This window comes from Streptomyces sp. NPDC004435 (assembly GCF_042873895.1).
Lineage (GTDB): Bacteria > Actinomycetota > Actinomycetes > Streptomycetales > Streptomycetaceae > Streptomyces.
Genome location: NZ_JBIAMB010000014.1, coordinates 111439 through 135550, shown reverse-complemented (window position 1 = coordinate 135550; position 24112 = coordinate 111439). Strand labels below are relative to the sequence as shown.

Sequence of the window (24112 nt, the reverse complement as noted above, 5' to 3'; positions counted from 1 at the left end):
GCGGGGGTAAGGCTGGGCCGGAACAGCCCCCTTCCACCGGAAAGGCCCGTCCGCACATGCCTCAGCCCTTCGTCATGCCGGATTTCTATGTCCCGTATCCGGCGCGCCTCAACCCCCATGTGGAGGCCGCCCGGACGCACACCCGGGACTGGGCCCGCGCGATGGGGATGCTGGAGGGCTCCGGAGTCTGGGACACGGCCGACCTCGACGCGCACGACTACGCGCTGCTCTGCGCCTACACCCACCCGGACTGCGACGAGGACGCGCTGAACCTCGTCACCGACTGGTACACCTGGGTCTTCTTCTTCGACGACCACTTCCTTGAGGTGTTCAAGCGCACCCAGGACAGGGCCGGCAGCAAGGAGTACCTCGACCGGCTGCCGCACTTCATGCCGGCCGACCCCGCGCAGGCCGTGCCCGAGCCGGCCAACCCTGTGGAGGCCGGCCTCGCCGACCTCTGGCGGCGTACCGTCCCCGCCATGTCCGACGGCTGGCGGCACCGCTTCGCCGAGGCCACCGAAGCCCTCCTGAACGAGTCCCTGTGGGAGCTCGACAACATCAACGACGGCCGGATCGCCAACCCCCTCGAATACATCGAGATGCGCCGCAAGGTCGGCGGCGCCCCCTGGTCCGCCGGGCTCGTGGAGTACGCGGCCGGGGCCGAGGTCCCCGACCGGGTCGCCGCCGCGCGGCCGCTGCGGGTGCTCCGCGACGCCTTCTCCGACGCCGTCCACCTGCGCAACGACCTCTTCTCGTACCAGCGCGAGGTCGAGGACGAGGGCGAGAACAGCAACGGCGTGCTCGTCCTGGAGCACTTCCTCGGCTGCTCCACCCAGGAGGCGGCCGACGCCGTCAACGACCTGCTGACCTCGCGGATCCAGCAGTTCGAGAACACCGCCCTGACCGAGGTGCCCGCCCTCGCCGTCCAGGAGGGCCTCACCCCGCTGGAGTGCGCGGCGATCGGCGCGTACACCAAGGGGCTCCAGGACTGGCAGTCCGGCGGCCACGAGTGGCACATGCGCTCCAGCCGGTACATGAACGAGGGCATGGTCGACGCCGCCGGCCCCGCGGCCCCCGCCGGCACGCCGGCCCTGGGGACCGGGGTCCTCGACATCCGCACCCTGCTCGGCGGCCGGGCCGCCGAGGCGCGGACGCGGAGCCTCACCCACACGCCCCACCGGCCCGTCGGCCACTCGCCGCTGCCCGACTTCGACCTCCCGTACCCCCTCACCGTCAACCCGCACCACCTGGAGGCCAAGCGCCGCTCCGAGGAGTGGGCCGAGGCCATGGGGCTGCTCGACGACATCTGGGACCGGGCGCTGATGGACGGCTTCGACCTCGCGCTCTGCTCGGCCGGCATCGACCCCGACGCCACCGTGGAGGAGCTGGAGCTCAGCGCCCTCTGGCTGACCTGGGGCACCTACGCCGACGACTACTACCCGATGGTCTTCGGCCGGAAGCGCGACCTGGCGGGAGCCAGGGCGCAGACCGCGCGCCTGAAGGCGTGCCTGCCGGTGGACGAACCCGCCACCGCTCCGGACTTCGCCGGGAACGCGCTGGAGCGCTCGCTCGCCGACGTGTGGGCCCGCACCGCGGGACCGATGGGGCGCGAGGCACGGGCCGAGCTGTGGACCGCGCTCGACGCGATGCTGGAGAGCTGGATGTGGGAGCTCCACAACCAGGCGCAGCACCGGGTCCCGGACCCCGTCGACTACGTCGAGATGCGGCGCAGCACCTTCGGTTCCGAACTCACCATGCTGATGGGCCGGCTCCGCGCGTCGGACGTGCTCCCGGCGGCGCTGCACCGCTCGGGCACCGTCCGCGCTCTGGAGAACGCGGTGGCGGACTACGGGGCGCTCGTCAACGACCTCTTCTCGTACCAGAAGGAGGTCGAGGTCGAGGGCGAGCTGCACAACGGCGTGCTCGTCCTGGAGAAGTTCTTCGACGTCGACCGGGACACCGCCGCGGGGATGGTGCATGAGCTGATGCGCGGTCGGCTGCGCCAGTTCGAGCATCTGAAGCAGCGGGAAGTCCCCCTGATGTACGCCCACTTCGAGCTGGACGCCGAGGGCAGGGCCGCCTTCGACGCGAGGCTGCGGGAGCTGGAGGACTGGCTCGCGGGCGTCCTGCACTGGCACCGGAGCGTCCGCCGGTACGGCCCCGGCGACGTGTACGCGGGCGCCGGGACCCCGCTGCTCCGGGAGCGTGCCGGGGAGCCGGCCCCGGTGCCCGACTGGACGGTGCCGCAGGGTCTCGGCACCACGGCGGCGCGCGTCGCGAGCGCCTTCGCCGGCGTCCCGTCCTGACTCTCGGGCCACACGCGGAAGGGCCGCCCCGGGGCGGCCCTTCGGTGGTCGGTCAGGAGGAGTGGCGGCCGCGGAGCTCGTCGAGCTCGCGGCGCTCGCGCTTGGTGGGGCGGCCCGCGCCGCGGTCGCGGACGGCGGCGAGGGCGACGTGCTCGCGCGGCGGCGGGGGCGGACTGTTGTCCACGTACGCCTCGGCGGCCACCGGCGGGCCGACCCGCTTGGTCAGCACCTCCTTGACCTCCACGATCCGCTCGCGGCCGGCGACGTAGACCCTGACCTCGTCACCGGGCTTCACGGACTGGGCGGGCTTGGCCCGCTCGCCGTTGACCTTGACGTGTCCGGCCCGGCAGGCCGCGGCGGCCTGCGAGCGGGTCTTGGTGAGCCGGACCGCCCAGATCCAGGCGTCGACGCGCGCGCTCATCGGCCCCCGCCTCCGCTCAGCCCTGCTGGAACAGCTCGGCGGGCAGCGGCTTCAGCAGCGCGTACAGGTCGTCGGTGATCGGCCGGTCCCAACTGGCGATCGTCACGAGGACGTTGTCGCTGCGGTCGAACTGGACGCAGGAGATGCGGCTCTCGGAGAGCTTGAGGCGGCGCACGATGAGGAGGTTGTCGCCCTGCATGACGGGGACGTCCTCGGTGTCGAGCACCTCGACCGGCTCGTCGTTCTCGAGGGCGGCGAGGAGCTGGGCCACCTCGAAGGGGATCTGGCCCTCGGCGAGCTCCCGGGCCGGGGAGCCCTCGGGGAGGTTGCCGATGATCATCGCGGGGCCGCGGCCGCCGAAGAGGTCGTAGCGCAGGAAGACGCCCTGGCAGGAACCGTCGGGAGCGGGCAGCAGACCGGCGCCGAGATTGCCGGGCCAGTCCCCCGGGTCCATGGCCAGGACGTCGAAGTCCGGGCCAGCGGGAGTGGCGCTGCGGCGGCGGAGGAAGGACATACGGCCATGGTACGTGCCCGGGCGCGCGGTGCGGTCCCGGGCTCCGTCCTTCCGGCACCGGCCCGGCGGGCGGGCGGACTCAGTCCGCCGGATCCGCCGCCTCGGGCTCCCGCCGGTCCGCTTCCGGCTCGCCGGTGTCGCCCAGGGCGTGGGCGAGGCCGGAGCGGTCGGTGCCCAGCTTGCGGTAGACGGCGGAGAGCAGCCGGGCTGCGGTCGTGGGGTCGACACCGAGGGCGGTGGCCGGGTCGAGGCCGCGGACGGTCGCCCGGGCCGCGGAGCGCTCACGGGCGGTGAGCGAGTTGCCGTCGGCGGTGTGCAGGGCGCGCGGGCGCAGGCCGGCGGCGGCCAGCTCGGCGCGGGCCTCCTCGACGAGGCCGTCGGCTCCGCAGTCCTGGGCGGTCTCCAGGCCCCGGTACAGGTGCTCGGCGGCTTCGGCGTGGCGCTCGGTGCGGCGGAGCGCCGCGCCGAGGGCGACGAGCGAGCGGGCCAGCTCGTACGCGGCCGGGGACTGGTCCAGCCAGTCGACGGACTCCTCCAGGAGCTTGATCCGCTCGGCCCCCTCGGAGACCTCCGCGGTCACCCGGAGCGCCTGTCCGATCGCGGAGGGCGCGCCGTACTGGCGGGCTCGGGCGACGGCGTCCTGGGCGGTGGCGAGCGCCTTGGCCGGGGAGCCGGTGGCCGCCTCGGAGAGGGCGAGGAGGAGCTGCCAGGGGCTGCACGAGGGGTTGCGCTTGCCGCGCGGCTCCAGCCGGCGGCCGATGTCGGCGAGCGCCGCGGCGGCCTCCTCGGCGCGGCCGGTGGCGAGGAGCAGCTCGGCGTGGACGGTCTCGCAGTCGGGGATGGTGACCGTGGCGGGGAAGGGCTCGCCGAAGTCGTGCTCCCGGGCGACCCGCTCGGCCTCCTCCGTACGGCCGCGGGCGAGCAGGACCTCGATCATGACGCCGGTGGCGTACCAGAGGGCGGGGGTGCGGGGGCCGACGCGCTCGGCGAGGCGGAGGCCCGCGCGGGCGAAGTCCTCGGCCTCCATCAGCCGGCCGCGGCGGAAGCGGATGTAGCCGAGGAGGGTGTACGCGAACGAGAGGTGGGCGCCGCGCCAGCCCTGCTTCTCGAACTCGGCGGTGCCGGCGGCGAAGAGCTCCTCGGCGCGGCCGGGCCGGTCGGCGTAGAGGTGGGTGAGGGCCACGAGGACCGGGACCTCGAAGCCGCGGCTCTCGTCGGCCCAGCTGAGACCGCCTTCGAGGGCGCGCTCGGCGTGGCGGAGGGCGAGGGTGGCGGGCTCGGCGCGCAGGGTGGCGTCCCAGGCACGGAGGCCGATGATGTAGCGCTCGGTGAGGTCGCGGCCGGCGAGCCGGTCGGCGAGGGTCGCGAGACGGCGGGAGCGGGCCGGTGACTCCGGTTCGTCGGAGCGGAGCGCGTCCCACATGAACCGCTCGGCCTGCATGCGCAGGCGGCTGCGGGGGTCGGTGGTCTGGCGGGTCTCGTGTTCGAGCAGCTCGGACGCCTCGACGAGGCGGTCGCTGTGGGCGAGGACCTGGGAGAGGCGGTAGACGATGCCGTGCCGCAGGGCCTGGTCGGAGATGGGCTCCTCCAGGGCGGCGCGCAGCTGGTTGACCGTGGTGGCGGGCTCGGTGAGGAGCGAGGCGGAGCTGAGCTCGAAGAGGACGGCGGCCCGCTCGTCGGCGGTGGGAGGCTCGCGCAGGGCGCGGGCCAGATGGCGGCGGGCCGCGTCGGGGGCGCCGGCGCGGAGGTTCTCGCGGGCGGCGGCGCGCAGCTGGGTGACGACCCAGGAGTCGCCCTCGGGGTGGGTCTCCAGGAGGTGGCGGGCCGCGGCGGCGGGGCCCAGTCCGGCGTCGATGACGCACCAGGCGGCCTGGCCGTGGAAGGCGACGCGGATCGCGTCGGGGATGGCGCGGTAGATCGTGCTCGCGATGAGCGGGTGGACGAATTCCAGGGGGCCGTCGGTGGTGCCGGTGTCGGCGAGGACGCGGGCCTCGCGGAGCCGTTCGGCGCAGTCGGCGACGGCCTCGTCGCCGAGTCCGGCGAGGGCGCCCGCGAGCGAGGGGGAGATCTCGGTGCCGAGGACGGCGCAGGCCCAGGCGAGCCGCATGGTGGCGGTGCCGAGGCGTTCGAGGCGGCTGACGAGACCGCTGCCCTTGAGGGCGGCGGCGAGGTCGCGGAGTTCGTGGGCGCCGTCGCCGGTGGGATCGAGGCCCCGGTCGCGGACCTTGGCGGCGAGTTCGACGGTCTCGAAGGGGTTGCCGGAGGTGACCTTCCAGAAGTCGTGACAGAAGGCGTCGTCGGCGTGGGCACCGATCCGGTCCCGGACGAGTCGGGCGACGGCCTCGGCGGTGAGCGGGGCGAGGCCGTGCGGGCGCTGCCCGGACCGGTGGCCGGTGAATTCGGCTCCCTCGTCGGGGAGTTCGTCGGGCCGGTAGGCGACGACGAGGAGCATGGGGAGGTCCTCGGCGCGCGGGGCGAAGGAGGCCAGCCAGCCCAGGGACTCGGGGTCGGCCCAGTGGGCGTCGTCGAGGACGACGACGAGCGGGGCGCGGCGGACGGCGAGGTGGGTGAGGACCCAGTCGAGACCGTCGCGCAGGCCCTGGGGGTCGGGCGGGGAGCCGGCGGTGGCGGCCCGCAGGCCGAGGGCGGGACCGACGATGTCGTACCAGGAGCCGAGCCGTTCGCGGAGTTCGGCGTCGGAGGCGTGGGCGAGCTGGGGCTGGAGGAGCTGGCGGGCGACGTGGAAGGCGACGCGCTGCTCCTGGTCGCCGCCGCGGGCGGAGAGGACGGTGCAGCCGCGGGCGCCGGCACGGCGGCGGATCTCGGCGAGGAGGGTGGTCTTGCCGAGCCCGGCGGGCGCGGCGTAGACGAGGACGCCCCCGCGCGCGGCGGGCGCCTCCGGGCGCTGCGCGTCGGCGGAGCCGGTACGGCCGCGGAGGGGGATGACGCGGGGGTCGCGCGGGGCGGGGACGCGCTCGGGCGGTGACGGGAGTTCGGCCGCGAGGCCGGCGAGCAGGTCGAGGGCCTCCTCGGCGGCGTCGAGCGCCGCCTCGCGTTCGAAGAGGCCGAAGCCCTGGCGGGCCGCCCTGCCGTCCTGTCGTGCCACGTTCCACCCCCACACAGGGGGCGCACGCCCGGCGCACGGTCCGGGCGCCGGGGCGATCACCCCACGAAAGGTCCAGCGTACGCCCGAACGCTCCTCGTGTAACGGCATTCTCCCAAGCAGTTCGGGTGGTCTTCGGAGGCCTGACGGACGGCGGGAGGGGCAGGTCGCGACGTGTTCGACGGACAGATGTGCGGAGTCGGGGAAGGGTCACGCGGGGCGTGTCGTCCTTGACCGGGTGCCCCGCGAATACTCCCATATGACGGACGGTCAGTTCATGATCGTCATAGGGTCCTGACAAGGGGATGAGCCGGACATGAGACCTCCCATTTCCCGCGCGCGGTCCTGGGCCGCCCGGTCGGCGTGCTCCCTCGCCCTGTGCGCCACCGTGCTGACGGCGCTGCCTTCCTCGGTGCCGGCCGCCGCGGAGTCGGAGCCGCCGGCCCCGAAGGCTCCGGCGGCCGCGGGCGCGGCCGGGGCCGCCGCCGCGGCGGCGCTCTCGGTGGACGCGGCGCGGGCCGCGCTGGTGCGGCTGCTGCCCCGGCACGCGGGCCAGTTCGAGCTGACGCTGGTGCCGGCGACGGCCGCCGGCGACCGGTTCTCGGTCTCGGGTTCGACGGGCCGGATCGTCGTCACGGGCACCACCCCGGCGGTCCTGCTGCGCGGGGTGCACTGGTACCTCTCCTACACCGCGGGCGTGGACCTCGGCTCGCCCGGCGACAGCCTCGCGGCGCTCCCGGCCCGGCTGCCCGGCCCGGGCGGCACGGTCACCCGATCGGCCTCGGTGCCGCACCGGTTCGCGCTCAACGACACGGACGACGGCTACTCGGGGGCGTACCGGGACTGGGCCTCGTACGAGCGGCAGATCGACCTCCTCGCGCTGCACGGGGTGAACGAGGTCTTCGTCCAGATGGGCGCGGAGGCCGCCTACCACGCGGCCTTCCAGGAGTTCGGCTACTCGAGCGCGGAGCTGCGCGAGTGGATCCCGGGGCCGGCGCACCAGCCGTGGTGGCTGATGCAGAACATGTCGGCCTTCGGCGGGCCGGTGAGCGAGCAGCTGATCGCCCGCAGGGCGGCGCTGGGCAAGCGGATCGTGGACCGGCTGCGCGAGCTGGGCATGACGCCGGTGCTGCCGGGGTACTTCGGCACGGTGCCGCCCGGTTTCACGGAGCGCAATCCGGAGGGCCGGGTGGTGCCGCAGGGCCGGTGGATCGGTTTCACCCGGCCGGACTGGCTCGATCCGCGCGGGGCCCTCTTCCCCCGCGTCGCCTCGGCGTTCTACCGGCACCAGGCGCGGCTGCTCGGCACCACCTCGATGTACAAGATGGACCTGCTGCACGAGGGCGGCAACCCGGGTGACGTGCCGGTCGGGGAGGCGGCCTCGCGGGTGATGAGGACCCTGGACGACGCGCGGCCGGGGGCGACCTGGGTCCTGCTCGGCTGGCAGCGCAACCCGAAGCCCGAGCTGCTCGCGGGCGTGGACACCTCACGGCTCCTCGTGGTGGACGGGCTCTCCGACCGGTACGACAACCTGGACCGGGAGACGTCCTGGCCGGGGACCCCGTACGCCTTCGGCACCATCCCCAACTTCGGCGGGCACACCACGATCGGCGCCAACACCTCGGTGTGGACGGACCGGTTCGAGGCGTGGCGGACGAAGGCGGGCAGCACGCTGAAGGGCATCGCCTTCCTCCCGGAGGCCACCTCCGCCAATCCGGTGACCTTCACCCTCTTCACCGAACTGGCCTGGCGGGACGCGCCGGTGAACCACGCCGACTGGTTCGCGCAGTACGCGTCCCGCCGCTACGGAGCGGCCGATCCGCACGCGGCCAAGGCGTGGGAGTGGCTGCGGAAGGGCCCGTACGGCACCGCGTCGAACGGCTGGAGCGAGTCCCAGGACAGCCTCTTCACCGCCCGCCCGAGCCTGACCGTGCGGACCGCGGCCTCGTGGGGGCCGAAGGAGATGCGGTACGAGGCGGCGACCGTGGAGCAGGCGCTGACCGAGCTGCTCCAGGTCGCTCCGGCGGTGCGGTCCACCGACGCGTACCGCTACGACCTGGTGGACACGGCCCGGCAGGCGCTCACCAACCGCAGCCGGGTGCTGCTCCCCCTGATCAAGACGGCGTACGAGGCGAAGGACCTGGCCGGCTTCCGGGCGCGGGCCGCGGAGTGGCGGCAGTCGATGAAGCTGCTCGACGAGGTGCTCGCCACCGACCGGCGGTTCCTGCTCGGGCCGTGGCTGGAGGGCGCCCGCGCGTGGGGGCGCTCGGACGCGGAGCGGGCCACCCTGGAGTTCGACGCCCGCTCGCTCATCACGACGTGGGGGCACCGGGCGGGCAGCGAGGCCGGGCTGCACGACTACGCCAACCGGGAGTGGTCGGGGCTGGTGTCGGACTTCTACGCGCCCCGCTGGTCGACCTACCTGGACTCGCTGGAGACCTCGCTGGTCACCGGGCAGGCGCCCGCCGCGATCGACTGGTTCTCCTGGGAGAACGCCTGGAACCTGCGACGGGAGTCCTACCCGGTGACCCCCAAGGGCGATCCGGTGGCGCTGGCGACGCGGGTGCGCGACAGCCTGGGCGCCTGAGGGACGGTCAGGCCGGCGGCTCGCTGCCCACCAGCCACATGGAGAAGAACTGGGCGCCGCCGCCATAGGCGTGGCCCATGGCCCGGCGGGCGCCGTCCACCTGGTGCTCGCCGGCCTCGCCGCGCACCTGGAGGGCGGCCTCCGCGAAGCGGATCATGCCGGAGGCGCCGATCGGGTTGGTGGAGAGGACGCCTCCGGAGGGGTTGACCGGCAGGTCGCCGTCGAGTTCGGTGACGCCGGCCTCGGTGAGCTTCCACCCCTCGCCCTCGGCGGCGAAGCCGAGGTTCTCCAGCCACATCGGCTCGTACCAGGAGAACGGCACGTACATCTCGACGGCGTCGATCTGCCGGCGGGGGTCGGTGACCCCGGCCTGCCGGTAGACGTCGGCGGCGCAGTCGCTGCCCGCCCGGGGCGAGACGAAGTCCTTGCCCGCGAAGAGCGTCGGCTCGCTGCGCATGGCTCCGCCCTGCACCCAGGCGGCGGGGCGGGGCGCCCGGCCGGCGCCGGCCCGGTCGGTGAGGACCATGGCGCAGGCGCCGTCGGAGGACGGGCAGGTCTCCGAGTAGCGGATCGGGTCCCACAGCATCGGGGACGCCCGCACCTTCTCCAGGGTGATGTCGTGCTCGTGGAGGTGGGCGTAGGGGTTCTTCAGCGCGTTGCGGCGGTCCTTGTACGCGACGAGGGAGCCGATCGCGTCGGGGGCTCCGGTGCGGCGCATGTAGGCGCGGACGTGCGGGGCGAAGAAGCCGCCGGCGCCTGCGAGCAGCGGCTGCTGGAACGGGACCGGCAGCGACAGGCCCCACATCGCGTTCGACTCCGACTGCTTCTCGAACGCGAGGGTGAGGACGGTCCGGTGGACGCGGGCGGCGACCAGGTTGGCGGCGACGAGGGCGGTGGAGCCGCCGACGGAGCCGGCCGTGTGGACGCGGAGCATGGGCTTGCCGACGGCGCCCAGGGCGTCGGCGAGGTACAGCTCCGGCATCATGACGCCCTCGAAGAAGTCGGGCGCCTTGCCGATCACGACGGCGTCGATGTCCGCCCAGGTCAGCTCGGCGTCGGCGAGGGCCCGCACGGCGGCCTCGCGGACCAGCCCGGCGAGGGACACGTCGTGCCGGGCGGCGACGTGCTTGGTCTGGCCGACGCCGACGATCGCGACGGGTTCCTTGCTCATCGGGGGTCTCCTTCCAGGACGGCGACCAGGTTCTGCTGGAGGCAGGGCCCGGAGGTGGCGTGGGCGAGGGCCCGGTCGGAGTCCCCCCGGTGGATGCGGGCGGCGGCCTCGCCGAGGCGGAGAAGTCCGGCGGCCATGACGGGGTTGGCGGCGAGCGCGCCGCCGGACGGGTTGATCCGGACGTCCTCGCCGAGGCCGAGCGCCTTGGCGAGGACGACCTCCTGCGAGGTGAAGGGGGCGTGCAGCTCGGCGGTGTCCACGGGCCGTTCGAAGGCTCCGGCGCGCTCGGCGGCGAGCCGGGTGGACGGGGAGTCGGTGAGGTCGCGGACGCCGAGGGAGTGCGCCTCGATGCGGTGGTCCATGCCGCGGATCCAGGCGGGCCGGGCGCACAGCTCGCGCGCGAGGTCGCCGGCGGCGAGGATCACGGCGGCGGCGCCGTCGCCGATGGGCGGGCAGTCTCCGGTGCGCAGCGGCGCCACGACGTGGTCGCCCTGCGGGCGGGCTCCGGTGACCTGGGCGTACGGGTTCGCGGTGGCGGCGGCGCGGCGGCGGGCGGCGATCTCGGCGAGGGCCGCCTCGTCGGTGTCTCCCGCGTCGACGAGGGCCTGGGCCTGGAGGGCGGCGAGGGCGACGGAGTCGGGCCAGAGCGGGGCGAGGTAGTACGGGTCGAGCTGGCGGGTCAGCACATCGCGGACGGAGCCGGGCGAGGACTTGCCGTAGGAGTAGACGAGGGCGGTGTCGGCCTCGCCGGTGAGGAGCTTGACCCATGCCTCGTAGAGGGCCCAGGCGCCGTCCATCTCCACGTGGGACTCGGAGATCGGCGGCCAGGCGCCGACGCCGTCGAGCGCCATGGTGAAGGAGAAGGCGCGACCGGCGAGGTAGTCGGAGGAGCCCGAGCAGGTGAAGCCGATGTCGGAGGTCTTCAGGCCGGTCCGGCGCAGGACCTCGTGGAGGACGGGCATCACCATCTCGACCTCGGAGAGGTCGTCGGTGCGGCGCCGGTGGTCGCTCTGGGCGAAGGCGACGATGGCCACCTCCCGGCCGGGGGCGCTCATAGCAGCTCCTTGTACGTGTCGTAGTCCGCGTCCGGTTCGCCGGTGGGGCGGTAGTGGTCGGGGTAGCGGCCGTCCTCGCTCCACACCGGTTCGACGCGCAGGCCCATCCGGACCTGGTCGTAGGGGATGCCGCCGATCCGGCCGTGGAGAGCGAGGCCGGCGCCGTCGAGGGCGATGTGGGCGTAGACGTAGGGGACCTCGATGTCGAGGTTCTTCGCCTTGATGTTGACGATGCAGAAGGTGGTGACGGTGCCGCGCGGTCCGACCTCGACCCGGTCGGTGGTGGCGACTCCGCAGGTGGGGCAGGCGCCACGGGGCGGTACGTACACCTTGGCGCAGGAGGGGCAGCGCTCGCCGACCGTGCGGCGCTCGGAGAGGGCCTGGAGGTAGCGGGTCTGGGCGCGGCCGGGGCTGTAGGTGTAGTCCAGGCGCGCCTCGGCCACGATGCCGGTGACGGGCTCGGCGAACTCGCCCGTGTGCGGGGTGGGTTCGGCGCCGCCGGGCTCTCCCTCGTACGGCTCGAAGCAGGCGATGTCGGTGATGGCGCCGGTGCGGTCGGCGGCCCAGCGGATCCGGACGCGCATGCCGGTGCGGACGGCGTCGGGGCCGGGGGCGTCGAGGGCGTGGAGGAGGGCGGTGTCGGCGCCGTCGAGGCGGACGAGGACCCAGGCGAAGGGGGTGGCGAGCGGCTGGCCCCGGCGCGGCTCGGGGTTCCAGGCCCAGGTGGTGACGGTGCCGGTGGCTTCGACCTGGACGAGTTCGCGCAGTTCGGCGGCGGTCTCGGGGTCGTACTCCACGGGCGGGACGAGGATCCGTCCGGCCTCGGTGCGGACGCCGAGGACGGTGCGCTCGCGCAGTCCGGTGAGGAAGGCCGACTGGACGGGGCCGAGGGAGCGGGTGAAGGGGAACTCGACGACGAGGGGGGCGCGGAGGATTTCGGGTGGTGAGGGTGTCGTGGTCACGGGCGGGCCTTCCTGTGCGGGGGCGGGTGGGGCGTGAGAGGCGCGGACGGGGCCCGGGTGGTGCCCTCGGCCCCGGGCGGGGGGATCGTCACTCCCGGCGGAACACCGCCGGCCGCTTCTCCGCGAAGGCTTTCGCCCCCTCCTTCGCGTCGGCGGTGTCGAAGATCGGCCACCCCCGCTTCAGCTCGGCGGCGAGCCCTTCCGTCTCCGTCATCTCGCCCGTCTCGTAGACGGACGCCTTCACCGCCTCGACGGCCAGCGGCCCGCAGGCGTTGACGCGTTCGGCGAGTTCGAGGGCGGTGTCGAGGGCGGTGCCGTCCGGGACGACGCGGCCGACGAGTCCGATGCGGGCGGCCTCCTCCGCGGTGTAGGGGCGGCCGGTGAGGAGCATTTCGAGGGCGTGGGTGCGCGGGATCTGGCGGGGCAGCCGGACGGTGGAGCCGCCGATCGGGAAGAGGCCGCGCCGGACCTCGAAGAGGCCGAAGGTGGCGGAGGCGCCGGCGACCCGGATGTCGGTGCCCTGGAGGATCTCGGTGCCGCCGGCCACACAGGCGCCCTCGACGGCGGCGATGACGGGCTTGCGGGGGCGGTGGTGGCGGAGCATCGCCTTCCAGTGCAGGTCGGGGTCGGCTTTGAGCCGGTCGCGGTAGGCGTCCCCGGCCATGCCCTTCCCGGCGAGGGCCTTGAGGTCCATCCCGGCGCAGAAGGCGCCGCCCGCTCCGGTGAGGACGATCGAGCGCACGCTGTCGTCGGCGTCCGCCTCGATCCAGCCGTCGTGAAGGCCGACGAGCATCGGCAGAGAGAGGGCGTTCTTCGCCTCGGGACGGTTCAGGGTGAGGACGAGCGTGGCGCCTTCGCGCCGCATGGTGAGGTGTTCGGTGCCGGCCATGGGCATCTCCCGTCTCCAGTTCTGGAACAGGTTGCAGTAGTGGCGGAGGCAGTTCAATAGTTTTCTGACACCCAGTCAGATTCTTTGACGCGCCCCCTTCCCACCTGTGCGCGTCGGTGCTCTGATGACCGCCCGAGTCCGAACGCGCCGGGGTCAGGAGGAACGGTGGAGTACAACCTTGCCGACCTGTTCGAATCGGTCGTGGACGTGGTGCCGGAGCGGGAGGCGCTGGTCTACGTCGACCACCCGGGGACGGGCGCCGAGCGGCGGCTGACGTACGCCGAACTCGACTCCGCGGCCAACCGGTTGGCCCACCACCTGCTCGACGCGGGGGTCCGGCCGGGCGAACACCTGGGCCTCCACCTGTACAACGGCGTCGAGTACCTCCAGACCGTGCTCGCCTGCCTGAAGGCCCGGATCGTGCCGGTGAACGTCAATTACCGGTACGTGGAAGAAGAGTTGGTCTACCTCTACCGGGACTCCGACCTCACTGCCCTCGTGTACGACGCGGAGTTCACGGACCGCGTCGCGGCGGCCCTGCCGCGGACCGGGCGACTGCGGCACCTCGTGCGGGTGGGGACCCCGCCCGAGGGAGCCCCCGCCCTCGACGCCGTACCGCTGGAGGAGGCGGAGGCCGCGGCGTCCTCCGCGCGCGGCTTCGCCCCCCGGTCCGGCGACGACCTGTTCATCATCTACACCGGCGGCACCACCGGCATGCCCAAGGGCGTCCTGTGGCGCCAGGAGGACCTCTTCTTCGCCGGCCTCTTCGGCGGCGACCCCTCCGGCGAGCCCGTCAAGCGTCCCGAGGAACTGGCCGAGCGGGTGGCCGCCGGCGGCGACGGGATCACCTTCTTCCCCGCACCGCCGCTCATGCACGGCACCTCCACGCTCACCACCTTCATCGCCTTCAACTACGGCCAGCGGGTGGTCCTGCACCGCAAGTACGTGCCCGAGGAGGTGCTGCGGACCCTGGAGAAGGAGAAGGTGTCCAGCATCTCCCTCGTCGGGGACGCCATGCTGCGCCCGCTGATCGACGCGCTCGCCGGTCCGCTCCGAGACACCGACCTGTCCGCCCTGTTCAGCCTCTCCTCCTCCGGCGCGATCATGTCGGAGACCGTACGGGCGCAGCTGCGCGAGCTGATGCCGAACGTCCTGCTGCTGAACAACTTCGGCTCCACGGAATCCGGTTCGAACGGCCGGGCCACCGACGACTCCGGCCCCGAGAAGGGCTTCCGGCTGCACGTCAACGAACGCACCCGGGTCGTGGACCCGGCCACCCGGGAGGAGGTCGCCGTCGGCGAGATCGGCCGCCTCGCGCAGCGCGGACACGTACCGCTCGGCTACTACAACGACCCCGCGAAGACCGCCGAGACCTTCTTCGAGCGGGACGGCCTGCGCTGGGTGCTCCTCGGCGACATGGCCACGGTCGACGAGGACGGCGTGGTGACCGTCCTCGGCCGGGGCTCGCAGTGCATCAACACGGGCGGCGAGAAGGTCTACCCGGAGGAGGTCGAGCAGGCCCTCAAGTCCCACCCCGACGTCTACGACGCCCTGGTCGCCGGGGTGCCGGACGCGAAGTGGGGCAACCACGTGGCCGCCGTCGTCCAGCAGCGCGAGGGCACGGACCCCCTCGACCTGGCCGCCGTCCAGGACCACTGCCGCCGCCACCTCGCCGGCTACAAGGTCCCCCGCCAGCTCGTCCTCGCCGACCGCATCCAGCGCTCCCCCAGCGGCAAGGCCGACTACCGCTGGGCGAAGTCGGTGGCGACGGAGGCGGACGCGGCGCGAGGCGACACGGGCTGACGGACGGGGGTCCGGCGCCGGGTGGGACGCGGCCGGCGCCGAACTCCCGGGGCGCCGGGCCGGCGGCCGTGGCCGGGGGGCTCGGAGGGGGGCGGGGTACGGTGGGACGATCGTCCACGAGCCGCGAAGGAACCGTTTCACCGTGCCCGACACCCGGGAAGCCGCGCTGCGCGGCGACTGCGCGCAGTGCTTCGGTCTGTGCTGTGTGGCCCTGCCGTTCGCCAAGTCGGCGGACTTCGCCGTGGGCAAGTCCGCCGGCGACCCCTGCCGCAACCTCCAGGACGACTTCCGGTGCGGGATCCACACACGGCTGCGCCCGAGCGGCTTCCAGGGATGCACGGTGTACGACTGCTTCGGCGCCGGACAACAGGTCTCCCAGGTGACCTTCGGCGGGGTGTCCTGGCGGGAGGCGCCGGAGACCGCACGGCAGATGTACGAGGTCTTTCCGGTGGTCCGGCAGCTCCACGAACTGCTGCGCTATCTGACCGAGGCCCTGGAGCGGCCCGCCGCGCGCCGGATCCACGAGGAGGTGCGGGCCGCCCTGGCCCGGGTCGAGGGGCTGACCGCGCTGCCCGCCGACGAGCTGGAGAAGCTGGACGTCGCCCCCGTCCGGGCCGAGATCAACCCGCTGCTGCTGCGGACCAGCGAACTGGTCCGCGCCACGGCCGGCGGCAAGCCGCGCGGTCGCCGGGGCGCCGACCTCGTCGGGAAGCGGCTGCGGGGCGCGAAGCTCCGGGGCACCGATCTGCGCGGGGCCCTGCTGATCGCGGCCGACCTCACCGGCGCGGACCTCACCCTCACCGACCTGATCGGCGCCGACCTGCGTGACGCCGACCTCTCCGGCGCCACCCTGACCGACGCCCTCTTCCTCACCCAGCCCCAGCTGAACTCGGCCCGCGGCGACGCCAGGACCGTCCTCCCGGACGGCTTCGACCGCCCGGCGCACTGGCCGGCCTGAGAGGCGGCCGGGCCGGGCCGTCGGGAACGGGCAAGATCCCGGGCGCAACCTTTCCCCGCCACCCGTGGTCTGATCATCCGACGGGGACTCCATGAGGGGACCCGCCCCGACCTCTCGCCACACCGTGCCGCCCCGGAGACCCAGCATGAGCGACACCACCACTCCCACGCCCGCCCCCTCCCCCTCCCCCGAGGCGCTGAACGAACTGCTCGACGCCGAGCGGACGCGGGCAGTCCAGGCGATCACCCCGCCATGGCCGCACTTCCTGCTGAACGTGGTGTGCGCCGCCGCCGTGTGGCTCCCCGACACCTTCACCGCGCGGACCGTGGCGGTGCTGTCGATCGCGGCGCCCAGTGCCTGGATCCTGCTGCGGCAGAAGGCGCTGGTCCGCGAGGGCACGGTCTACGCCTTCGGGGACCCGGGCGACGGACCCGCCGACCCCGTGCTCACCGGGCACGTCGCGTCGCGCATGCTCGCCGTCGGCAACGTCGTCGTCGCCGCCGTCCTCGTGGCGGTGGTGCTCTTCGTGCCGCTCGGCTTCCTGCGCTTCGCCCTGCCGGCGCTGTGCCTGTGGGGCGCGGTCGACATGGTCCGCCAGTCCCGGGACCGGCGCCGGGCCGCCGCGGTCGTCGAGCGGGCCCAGGGCGAGCCCTGGTACCCGGCGTACCGGAAGAGGATCGACGCGCGCCGGGCCGTCCTGGGCTGAGCCCCCGCCCGGCGGGCCCCGGCCCCTCACCACTCCCGGGTGGCGATCAGCTCCTCGTGGTCCGCGTCGGCGAAGCCGTACGCGCCGGCGACGAAGCGGAAGTCCTCGCCTATCTGCTCCCGCGCCGTGGTCTCGATCTCGCTGCCCGCCGCCTCGAACTCCGCCTCCAGGGCGTTGAACTCCTCCGTCGCCGCGTGCGTGAGGACGTACAGCGCCGGCAGGTCGGCCGGGCGGTCGGTCTCGATGCGCTCGCAGAGCCGGAGCAGGATCTCGCGGCCCTTGTCGACGACGTGGTCGGGGAAGTACCCGTCCTCGTACAGCTCGCGCAGGAACGCGTACTCCCCCACCTTCGCGTTCGTGATCGTCATGCCCGCTCCCTCCCCGGGAGGACCCCGTGCGTGCTCCCTCCTCCCGATGATGCCCCGGGGCACTGACAACGCCCCTCGGGTGACCCACCGGACCCCGGCGGCGTCGCTCAGGCGTGGACGTACGGCGTGGTCGTGGTGAGCGGGACGAAGCCCAGGCGCTGGAGGATGGGGCGGCTGGTGGGGGCCGCGTCGACCTGGACGTAGCGGTGTCCACGGGTGGCCGCGACGCGGGCACGGTGGGCGACCAGGGCACGGTAGAGGCCGCGGCCGCGCCACTCCTCGACGGTCCCGCCGCCCCAGAGGCCGGCGAAGTCGGTTCCCGGGCACAGCTCCAGGCGGGCCGCGCTGACGGGCACCCCGCCGGCGAGGGCGAGGACGGCGGTGACGGTGCCGGGATCGGCGGCCATCCGGTCCAGGAGGCGGCGGCCGAGGTCGGAGCTGTCGGTGCCGAAGGCCCGTTCGTGGACCTCGACGACCTGGCGGACACCTTCGGCGTCGGTGACCTCGCGGAGCTCGACCCCGGCCGGCAGCGGCACCGCCCCGGCCTGCGCGTCCGACTCGGCGGCCATGAGGGTCTCCGGCTCCTCGGGGGTGAAGCCCGCCGCCACGAGCCGTGCGCCGAGGTCGGCCGGGCCGTCGTGGGCGTACAGCTTCCATTCGAAGGGCACGCCCTCCGCGCGGTAGTGGGCGAGCTGTTCGGCGATGGCCGCGTCGGCGGTGTGCTCGTCGAGACCGGACCAGAGGACGCCGTTCCAGGCGTGGGCGGGGCCGGTCTGGCGGACGACGGCGCCGGAGCGTTCGACGCGGCAGTCCGGCCCGTCGGGGCGCGCCTCCCGCCGCAGCTGCCGGTCGTAGAGGTCGAGGAGGCGGTGGTCCCGGAGGGCGTGTGCGTGGTTCATCCGGGCCATTGAAGGGCGGCGCCCGGGGACGGGCAACGCCTTTTCCGGCCGCCGCGGGGGCCTTCGGGGGAAAGGTGGCGCCGGGACCTTGCCAAACCCCTCCCCGGGAACGTTTTACTGGCTCCCACACGTATCTACCGAATGATCGGTCGTCCGATTTCCCTGGGCGGCCTCCGGGCGAGTGCGGAGGAGTGGCGGCGCATGAAGGAACTGCTGGACGGCGGCGAACGGCTCGGGCGCGAGGAGCTGGCGGCGCTCCAGCTGGAGCGGCTGCGGAGCACGCTGCGGCACGTCTACGCGCACGTGGAGTTCCACCGGCGAGCCTTCGACGCGGCCGGGGTCCACCCCGACGACTGCCGCTCCCTGGCCGACCTGGCCCGTTTCCCCTTCACCACCAAGGCGGACCTGCGCGACCACTACCCCTTCGGGATGTTCGCCGTCGACCGGTCGCGGGTCCGCCGCGTGCACGCCTCCAGCGGCACCACCGGCCTGCCCACGGTCGTCGGCTACACCGAGGGCGACCTGGACGTGTGGGCGGACGTCGTCGCGCGCTCGCTGCGCGCGGCCGGCGCCCGCCCCGGCGACCGGGTCCACGTGGCGTACGGCTACGGCCTGTTCACCGGTGGCCTCGGCGCGCACTACGGCGCCGAACGGCTGGGCTGCACGGTGATCCCCGCCTCCGGCGGCATGACCGCCCGCCAGGTGCGACTGATCCAGGACTTCGAGCCCGAGATCATCATGGTGACGCCCAGTTACATGCTGACGCTCATCGACGAGTTCGAGCGACAGGGCGTGGACCCCCGCTCGACCTCCCTCAAGGTGGGTGTCTTCGGCGCCGAGCCGTGGACGGAGGCGATGCGCGCGGAGATCGAGGAGCGGTTCGCGATCGACGCGGTCGACATATACGGGTTGTCGGAGGTGATGGGCCCGGGCGTGGCGCAGGAGTGCGTCGAAACCAAGGACGGACTCCACATCTGGGAGGACCACTTCTACCCGGAGGTCGTCGACCCGATCACGGGCGAGGTGCTGCCGGACGGCGAGGAGGGCGAGCTGGTCTTCACCTCGCTCACCAAGGAGGCCATGCCGGTGATCCGCTACCGCACGCGGGACCTGACCCGGCTCCTCCCGGGCACCGCGCGGCCCGCGTTCCGGCGGATGGAGAAGGTCACCGGGCGCAGCGACGACATGATCATCCTGCGTGGGGTGAACCTCTTCCCGACCCAGGTCGAGGAGATCGTGCTGCGGACGCCCGCCGTGGCCCCGCACTTCCAGCTGCGGCTGACCCGGGAGGGCCGGCTCGACGCGCTGACAGTGCGGGCGGAGGCCCGGGCCGACGCGACGTCCGGGGAGCGCGCGGAGGCGGCGCGGGCGATCGAGCGGGCGGTGAAAGACGGCATCGGCGTCTCGGTCGCGGTCGAAGTGGTGGACCCGGAGACGCTGGAACGGTCGGTGGGCAAGCTCAAGCGGATCGTCGACCTGCGGGACCGGTGATCCGCGGGGAGGGCGACACAGTACCCACCTTTTAGTGGGTACTTGTCGCCCTCCGGCGCTGCGGGAGAAGGTGGAGACGTCCACGAGGACGGCGCCGCAGGGGTCCGGAGGGAGGAGTCAGGAGGCGGCGCGCAGCTCGGCCAGCCGGTCGAGGTGGTCGTGTCCCCAGTCCGAGAGCGGAGCCAGCAGCAGCGAGAGCGCGAGACCGTACTCGGTCAGCGAGTAGACGGTCTTGGGCGGCACGACCTCGTGCGTCTCACGGTGCACGAGCCCGTCGTCCTCCATCTCGCGCAGGGCCTGGGTCAGCACCTTCTCGCTGATCCCCGTCACCTTCCGGCGCAGTTCGCCGGGCCGGTGCGGCCCTGATTCGAGCATCCAGAGCAGCGTGGGCTTCCACTTGCCGTCGACCACCGAGATCGCCGCGGCAACGCCGCAGACCGAGCCCTCGTCCAGGCGGATGCGCGCCATCGTCCCTCTCCGTCCCGTCACCCTCGTGCGTCCGTGTGCCGTCCGTCCGCGGCTGTCCGCCGCGCCCGGCACACCCACCCTAATCCGCATTCTCTGCACAGGAGTTCACGCATGTCCGGCAACCAGCCGTCCCCGCAGCCGTCCGACCGGGTGTCCACCCCCCGCCCGCCCGCCGTCACCGTCCTGGGTCTCGGCCCGATGGGCCGCGCCCTGGCCGGCGCGTTCCTCGCGGCGGGCGTCCGCACCACGGTGTGGAACCGTACTCCGGGCCGGGAGGGCGACCTCGTCGAGCGGGGCGCGGTCCTGGCGGCGAGCGCCGCCGAGGCGGTCGCGGCGAGCCCGCTGACCGTGATCTGCCTGGTCAACTACGACGCCACGGACGCGGTGCTGCGCCAGGACGCGGTGGAGGCCGCGCTCAAGGGCCGTACCCTCGTCAACCTCTCCGCCGACGTCCCCGAGCGGTCCCGTGACACCGGCCGCTGGGCGGAGGCGCGCGGCGTCGCCTACGTCGACGGCGCCATCATGACGCCGGCCGACACGATCGGGTCACCGCACGGCGTCTTCCTCTTCAGCGGCCCCGCCGCGCCGTACGAGGAGCACCGGGCGGTGCTCGACACGCTCGGCGGCACGCACACCCATCTCGGTGAGGAGATCTCCCGGGCCGCCGCCTACGACATCGCGCTGCTCGACCTCTTCTGGACGTCGTCGGCGGGGTACTGGCACGCGCTGGCGCTGGCGCGGGCGGAGGGCATCGAGCCGCTCGAACTGGCGCCGTTCGCGGCGGGGATCGCGCAGATCCTGCCGTCGCTCTTCGAGGAGCTCGCCCACGACGTGCAGAACGGCGGCGACCGCTCCGGCGACATCAACCCGCTGAGCTCGGCGGTGTCGACGATGGCGCACGTCGTGCACGCCGCCGAGGCGCACGGCATCGACTCCGGCGTGATGCGTGCGGTCGAGGGGCTGGCCCGCCGCACCGTGGCGCTCGGCGACGGCGCGGCGGGGCCCGCCCAGATCCTGGACGTCCTGCGCGGACGCCGGCCCGGGGCTCAGGCGTAGCGGTCGCGCAGGTCCCGCTTGAGGATCTTCCCGCTGGCGTTGCGGGGCAGGGCCTCGGTGAAGACGATCCGCTTGGGGGCCTTGAAGGAGGAGAGGCGGTCGCGGGCGTGGGCGAGGAGTTCCGCCTCGGTGACCTCGCCGCGCGGGACGACCACGGCCGTGACCGCCTCGATCCAGCGCTCGTCGGGCAGGCCGATGACGGCCGTCTCGGCGACCGCCGGGTGGGTGTAGAGGGCGTCCTCGACCTGGCGGGAGGCGACGAGCACACCGCCGGAGTTGATGACGTCCTTCACCCGGTCGACGATCGTCAGATAGCCGTCGGCGTCGCGGACGGCGAGGTCCCCGGAGCGGAACCAGCCGTCGCGGAAGGCGGCGGAGGTCTCCTCGGGCTTGGCCCAGTACCCCTCGCAGAGCTGCGGGGACCGGTACACGATCTCGCCGGGGGTGCCGTCGGGGACGTCCTTGCCGTCCTCGTCGACGACCCTCGCCTCGACGTGCCGGACGGTCCGGCCGCAGGAATCCATGCGGCCGTCGTGCTCGTGGGGGCCGAGGACGGTCGCGAGCGGGCCGATCTCGGACTGGCCGAAGCAGTTGTAGAACGCGAGGCCGGGCAGGTGACCGCGCAGCCGCTCCAGGACGGGCACGGGCATGATCGAGGCGCCGTAGTACGCCTTGCGCAGCGCGGACAGGTCCCTCCCGTCGAAGCCGGGGTGGTTGGCCAGCGCGATCCACACGGTCGGCGGGGCGAAGAGGCTGTCCGCGCGTCCCGCCTCCACGAGCCCGAACAGGGTCTCGGGGTCGGGTCCTTCGAGGAGCGTGCTCTCCGCGCCCACAGCCAGGTACGGCAGCAGGAAGACGTGCGTCTGGGCGGAGTGGTAGAGCGGCAGCGCGTGCACCGGCCGGTCGTCCTCGGCCAGGTCGAGCGCCTCGATGGCACTGGCGTACTCGTGCACGAGCGCGTGGTGGGTCATCATGGCACCCTTGGGCAGCGCGGTGGTGCCCGAGGTGTAGAGCAGCTGCACGAGATCGCGGGGATCGCTGTCGGAGTCGTACGGCTCCGGCTCCGCGAGCGCGTCGAGGAGCGAGCCCGGCGCGTCCCGCAGGGCCCGGACACGTACGCCCGCGGGGATCCGGTCGGCGAGCCCGGGATCGGCGAGGACCAGCGAACTCCCCGACTGGTCCAGGAGATAGCCGAGGTCGTCACCGGTGAGGTGGTGGTTGACCGGCACGTGGACGAGACCGGCGCGGGCGCAGGCCAGGAAGGCGATCAGGTAGGCGTCGGAGTTGTGGCCGTAGGTGGCGACCCGGGCGCCCGGTACGAGTCCCGGCTCGCGGCGCAGCACGGCCGCGGCGGTGGAGACGGCGGTGTCGAGGTCGGCGTAGGTCCAGGCGCGGTCCGCGTACCGCAGGGCGGTCCGGCCGGGGACGCGCTCGGCGCTCGCGCGCAGCACGCCGTCGACGGTCCGGTGGAGGAGTCCTCGTTCCATGGCTGGATCCTCGGCGTGCCGGTGCGGCGGGTCAAGTACCCGGCCGCGTCCGCGCACTTCGCCGCCTGGGATACCGAACGGGATGTCGACACGTCGGGCACGGGCCGACCGCGTCGACCGGGCAGGCTCGGTCTGCGCGTCGCCGCACCACAGCGGCCGGACGAAGCGGTGCGCGGGCGGGCGCCGGGTCGCCTCCCGTATCCGCGGGAGGGAGATCCGGCGCCCGCCCGCGCCGCGGGTCGTGCTCGTCAGGGAGTGAGGGGGTTTGGGGGTGAGGGGGTGAGGGGGTGAGGGACCGGGTCAGGGGCTGAAGGAGAGGAAGACGAAGGCGGCGAAGATCGCGAGATGGACGCCGCCCTGGAGGAGGGTGGCCCGTCCGGGCACGACGGTCAGGGCGCTCACCACGCCGGTGAGGGCGAGCAGGACCATGTGGAGCGGGCCCAGGCCGAGGACCAGCGGGCCCGACAGCCAGATGGAGGCGAGCGCGATCGCCGGGATGGTGAGTCCGATGCTGGCGATGGCGGAGCCGTAGGCGAGGTTGAGGCTGGTCTGGACGCGGTTGCGGCGCGCGGCGCGCACGGCGGCGAGGGTCTCGGGCAGCAGGACCATCAGGGCGATGACGACACCGACGACGGCCTTGGGCAGGCCGGCGGACTGGACGCCGTCCTCGATGGTCGGGGAGATCAGCTTGGCGTTGCCGACCACGGCGATGAGGGCGACGAGGAGCAGACCGAGGCTGAACCAGGTGGCGGCCTTGGTCGGCGGGTCGGCGTGGTCGTCCTCGGCGCAGTCCTTGCCCTCGGGGGTGACGGGAAGGAAGTAGTCGCGGTGGCGGACGGTCTGGACGGCGACGAAGACGGCGTAGAGGGCGAGGGAGGCGATGGCCGCGAAGATGAGCTGGGCGCCGGAGAACTCGGGGCCGGGGTGGCTCGTGGTGAAGGTCGGCAGGACGAGGGTCATCGTCGCGAGGGTGCAGACGGTGGCGAGCGCGCCGCCGGAGCCCTCGGCGTTGAAGACGGCGACCCGGTTCCTCAGGGCGCCGACCAGGAGGGCGAGGCCGACGATGCCGTTGCAGGTGATCATGACGGCGGCGAAAACGGTGTCGCGGGCGTAGGTCGCGGTCTTCTCGCCGCCGCCGGCCATGAGGCTGACGATGAGTCCGACCTCGATGACGGTGACGGCGACGGCGAGGACGAGCGAGCCGAAGGGTTCGCCGACCCGGTGGGCGATGACCTCGGCGTGGTGGACGGCGGCGAGGACCGCGGCGAAGAGGCAGAGCGCGATGAGCCCCACGGCGAGACCCGGTAGCTCCCGCCCCCAGGCGAAGACCAGCGCAAGCAGGGCCACCACCGGCCCCCACGTGGTCCACTCCCGGGTCAACGCCTTGGTGCTCGAACTCATCATCTTCTTCCTGCCCTAGGAGGCCGCGGCTCCCGCGTGAGGTCCCCGCGGCCTGTTTCCGTCATTCTTCTGCGTCGGCCAGATGGTGCTCGTACGCCGCGAGGGTGTCGATGAACATCCGCCGTTCGGCCGGACCCAGCGGGGCGAGGGCCGCCCGCCAGGCACCGGCGCTGCGGCCGAGCCAGCCGTCGATGGCCGCTCTTCGCTCCTCCGCGATCGAGACGATCTTGCGTCTGCGGTCGGCGGGGTCCTCGTGGCGCTCCAGGACCCCCTTCTTCGCGAGGTCCCCCACCATCAGGCTGACGGTGGTGGGCGCGACGCCGAGCCGTGCGGCCAGTTCGTTCACGCTCTGGGGACCGTCGAAGAGGAGGTAGGCGAGCAGGGAGAGGTGACGGGGGGCCAGCGTCAGCGACGCCAGCTCCTCCGGCACCCTGATGCGCTTGACGCGCCCCACCATCCGGGGCATG

The 24112-nt window shown here is 73.6% G+C and carries 20 protein-coding genes; 7 read left to right on the top strand and 13 right to left on the bottom strand.

Annotation, left to right across the window (positions count from 1 at the left end; genetic code table 11):
* The first annotated feature begins 56 nt into the window (after positions 1–56).
* The gene (locus ACFYT9_RS25025; protein ID WP_389167394.1) at positions 57–2306 is read left to right on the top strand and encodes a germacradienol/geosmin synthase; all 2250 of its coding nucleotides are present in this window, start codon (positions 57–59) and stop codon (positions 2304–2306) included.
* A gap of 52 nt (positions 2307–2358) precedes the next feature.
* Here the strand turns inward: ACFYT9_RS25025 and ACFYT9_RS25020 are convergent, their stop codons facing one another.
* From ACFYT9_RS25020 to ACFYT9_RS25010, 3 genes are all read right to left on the bottom strand, one after another.
* A complete protein-coding gene (locus ACFYT9_RS25020; protein ID WP_376605602.1) occupies positions 2359–2727 on the bottom strand; it encodes an RNA-binding S4 domain-containing protein in 369 nt (122 codons plus the stop codon).
* A gap of 16 nt (positions 2728–2743) precedes the next feature.
* Entirely contained in the window at positions 2744–3241 is a 498-nt protein-coding gene (locus ACFYT9_RS25015; protein ID WP_030494979.1) for a hypothetical protein, read from the bottom strand.
* Positions 3242–3320: 79 nt separating this feature from the next.
* Complete coding sequence (locus tag ACFYT9_RS25010) at positions 3321–6347, bottom strand: ATP-binding protein (RefSeq protein ID WP_389167391.1); 3027 nt, start codon at positions 6345–6347, stop codon at positions 3321–3323.
* Between the two features lie 313 nt (positions 6348–6660).
* Between ACFYT9_RS25010 and ACFYT9_RS25005 the strand changes: the two genes are divergently transcribed.
* Positions 6661–8931: an alpha-N-acetylglucosaminidase gene (locus ACFYT9_RS25005; RefSeq protein WP_389167389.1), complete on the top strand. Its 2271-nt coding sequence runs from the start codon at positions 6661–6663 to the stop codon at positions 8929–8931.
* Positions 8932–8938: 7 nt separating this feature from the next.
* On the opposite strand, the gene ACFYT9_RS25000 is transcribed toward ACFYT9_RS25005, so the two are convergent.
* From ACFYT9_RS25000 to ACFYT9_RS24985, 4 genes are all read right to left on the bottom strand, one after another.
* Positions 8939–10102, bottom strand: a complete 1164-nt coding sequence (locus ACFYT9_RS25000; protein ID WP_389167387.1) for a thiolase domain-containing protein — start codon at positions 10100–10102, stop codon at positions 8939–8941.
* The gene (locus ACFYT9_RS24995) at positions 10099–11157 is read right to left on the bottom strand and encodes a thiolase domain-containing protein (RefSeq protein WP_389167384.1); all 1059 of its coding nucleotides are present in this window, start codon (positions 11155–11157) and stop codon (positions 10099–10101) included. Before ACFYT9_RS24995 ends, ACFYT9_RS25000 begins: the two co-directional genes overlap by 4 nt.
* Positions 11154–12119, bottom strand: a complete 966-nt coding sequence (locus ACFYT9_RS24990; protein ID WP_389167383.1) for a Zn-ribbon domain-containing OB-fold protein — start codon at positions 12117–12119, stop codon at positions 11154–11156. The genes ACFYT9_RS24995 and ACFYT9_RS24990 overlap by 4 nt, the downstream gene beginning before the upstream one ends.
* An 88-nt stretch (positions 12120–12207) precedes the next feature.
* Complete coding sequence (locus tag ACFYT9_RS24985; protein WP_389167380.1) at positions 12208–13008, bottom strand: crotonase/enoyl-CoA hydratase family protein; 801 nt, start codon at positions 13006–13008, stop codon at positions 12208–12210.
* 165 nt (positions 13009–13173) lie between these two features.
* Here ACFYT9_RS24985 and ACFYT9_RS24980 point away from each other — a divergent pair, with 165 nt between their 5' ends.
* From ACFYT9_RS24980 to ACFYT9_RS24970, 3 genes are all read left to right on the top strand, one after another.
* Positions 13174–14811, top strand: coding sequence for an acyl-CoA synthetase (locus ACFYT9_RS24980; protein ID WP_389167377.1), 1638 nt, complete (start codon positions 13174–13176; stop codon positions 14809–14811).
* Positions 14812–14953: 142 nt separating this feature from the next.
* Positions 14954–15769 (top strand): pentapeptide repeat-containing protein, encoded by an 816-nt coding sequence (locus ACFYT9_RS24975; protein WP_389167375.1) that lies wholly within the window; start codon positions 14954–14956, stop codon positions 15767–15769.
* Positions 15770–15914: 145 nt separating this feature from the next.
* On the top strand, positions 15915–16475 hold the full coding sequence (locus tag ACFYT9_RS24970) for a hypothetical protein (RefSeq protein ID WP_389167372.1): 561 nt from the start codon (positions 15915–15917) through the stop codon (positions 16473–16475).
* Positions 16476–16501: 26 nt separating this feature from the next.
* On the opposite strand, the gene ACFYT9_RS24965 is transcribed toward ACFYT9_RS24970, so the two are convergent.
* Positions 16502–16843, bottom strand: a complete 342-nt coding sequence (locus ACFYT9_RS24965) for a DUF5713 family protein (protein WP_389167370.1) — start codon at positions 16841–16843, stop codon at positions 16502–16504.
* A gap of 107 nt (positions 16844–16950) precedes the next feature.
* A complete protein-coding gene (locus ACFYT9_RS24960) occupies positions 16951–17742 on the bottom strand; it encodes a GNAT family N-acetyltransferase (protein WP_389167367.1) in 792 nt (263 codons plus the stop codon).
* Positions 17743–17943: 201 nt separating this feature from the next.
* Between ACFYT9_RS24960 and paaK the strand changes: the two genes are divergently transcribed.
* On the top strand, positions 17944–19233 hold the full coding sequence (gene paaK, locus ACFYT9_RS24955; protein ID WP_389167365.1) for a phenylacetate--CoA ligase PaaK: 1290 nt from the start codon (positions 17944–17946) through the stop codon (positions 19231–19233).
* Positions 19234–19350: 117 nt separating this feature from the next.
* Here paaK and ACFYT9_RS24950 read toward each other — a convergent pair whose 3' ends face one another.
* Complete coding sequence (locus tag ACFYT9_RS24950; RefSeq protein WP_376599024.1) at positions 19351–19701, bottom strand: winged helix-turn-helix transcriptional regulator; 351 nt, start codon at positions 19699–19701, stop codon at positions 19351–19353.
* Positions 19702–19812: 111 nt separating this feature from the next.
* Between ACFYT9_RS24950 and ACFYT9_RS24945 the strand changes: the two genes are divergently transcribed.
* Positions 19813–20757 (top strand): NAD(P)-dependent oxidoreductase, encoded by a 945-nt coding sequence (locus ACFYT9_RS24945; RefSeq protein WP_389167362.1) that lies wholly within the window; start codon positions 19813–19815, stop codon positions 20755–20757.
* Here ACFYT9_RS24945 and ACFYT9_RS24940 read toward each other — a convergent pair.
* The 3 genes from ACFYT9_RS24940 to ACFYT9_RS24930 form a co-directional block, all read right to left on the bottom strand.
* Positions 20748–22244: a fatty acyl-CoA synthetase gene (locus ACFYT9_RS24940; protein ID WP_389167359.1), complete on the bottom strand. Its 1497-nt coding sequence runs from the start codon at positions 22242–22244 to the stop codon at positions 20748–20750. The two genes, ACFYT9_RS24945 and ACFYT9_RS24940, sit on opposite strands and share 10 nt — an antisense overlap.
* Positions 22245–22544: 300 nt before the next feature.
* On the bottom strand, positions 22545–23645 hold the full coding sequence (locus ACFYT9_RS24935) for a calcium:proton antiporter (protein ID WP_387271288.1): 1101 nt from the start codon (positions 23643–23645) through the stop codon (positions 22545–22547).
* A 61-nt stretch (positions 23646–23706) separates the two neighbouring features.
* Positions 23707–24111: a MarR family winged helix-turn-helix transcriptional regulator gene (locus ACFYT9_RS24930; protein WP_389167573.1), complete on the bottom strand. Its 405-nt coding sequence runs from the start codon at positions 24109–24111 to the stop codon at positions 23707–23709.
* Position 24112: the final 1 nt, after the last annotated feature.

Coding starts and splice junctions, on each gene's coding strand:
- ACFYT9_RS25025 (WP_389167394.1), top strand. CDS start 57: ATGCCTCAGCCCTTCGTCATGCCGGATTTCTATGTCCCGTATCCGGCG.
- ACFYT9_RS25020 (WP_376605602.1), bottom strand. CDS start 2,727: ATGAGCGCGCGCGTCGACGCCTGGATCTGGGCGGTCCGGCTCACCAAG.
- ACFYT9_RS25015 (WP_030494979.1), bottom strand. CDS start 3,241: ATGTCCTTCCTCCGCCGCCGCAGCGCCACTCCCGCTGGCCCGGACTTC.
- ACFYT9_RS25005 (WP_389167389.1), top strand. CDS start 6,661: ATGAGACCTCCCATTTCCCGCGCGCGGTCCTGGGCCGCCCGGTCGGCG.
- ACFYT9_RS25000 (WP_389167387.1), bottom strand. CDS start 10,102: ATGAGCAAGGAACCCGTCGCGATCGTCGGCGTCGGCCAGACCAAGCAC.
- ACFYT9_RS24995 (WP_389167384.1), bottom strand. CDS start 11,157: ATGAGCGCCCCCGGCCGGGAGGTGGCCATCGTCGCCTTCGCCCAGAGC.
- ACFYT9_RS24985 (WP_389167380.1), bottom strand. CDS start 13,008: ATGGCCGGCACCGAACACCTCACCATGCGGCGCGAAGGCGCCACGCTC.
- ACFYT9_RS24970 (WP_389167372.1), top strand. CDS start 15,915: ATGAGCGACACCACCACTCCCACGCCCGCCCCCTCCCCCTCCCCCGAG.
- ACFYT9_RS24965 (WP_389167370.1), bottom strand. CDS start 16,843: ATGACGATCACGAACGCGAAGGTGGGGGAGTACGCGTTCCTGCGCGAG.
- ACFYT9_RS24960 (WP_389167367.1), bottom strand. CDS start 17,742: ATGAACCACGCACACGCCCTCCGGGACCACCGCCTCCTCGACCTCTAC.
- paaK (WP_389167365.1), top strand. CDS start 17,944: ATGAAGGAACTGCTGGACGGCGGCGAACGGCTCGGGCGCGAGGAGCTG.
- ACFYT9_RS24950 (WP_376599024.1), bottom strand. CDS start 19,701: ATGGCGCGCATCCGCCTGGACGAGGGCTCGGTCTGCGGCGTTGCCGCG.
- ACFYT9_RS24945 (WP_389167362.1), top strand. CDS start 19,813: ATGTCCGGCAACCAGCCGTCCCCGCAGCCGTCCGACCGGGTGTCCACC.
- ACFYT9_RS24940 (WP_389167359.1), bottom strand. CDS start 22,244: ATGGAACGAGGACTCCTCCACCGGACCGTCGACGGCGTGCTGCGCGCG.
- ACFYT9_RS24935 (WP_387271288.1), bottom strand. CDS start 23,645: ATGAGTTCGAGCACCAAGGCGTTGACCCGGGAGTGGACCACGTGGGGG.
- ACFYT9_RS24930 (WP_389167573.1), bottom strand. CDS start 24,111: ATGCCCCGGATGGTGGGGCGCGTCAAGCGCATCAGGGTGCCGGAGGAG.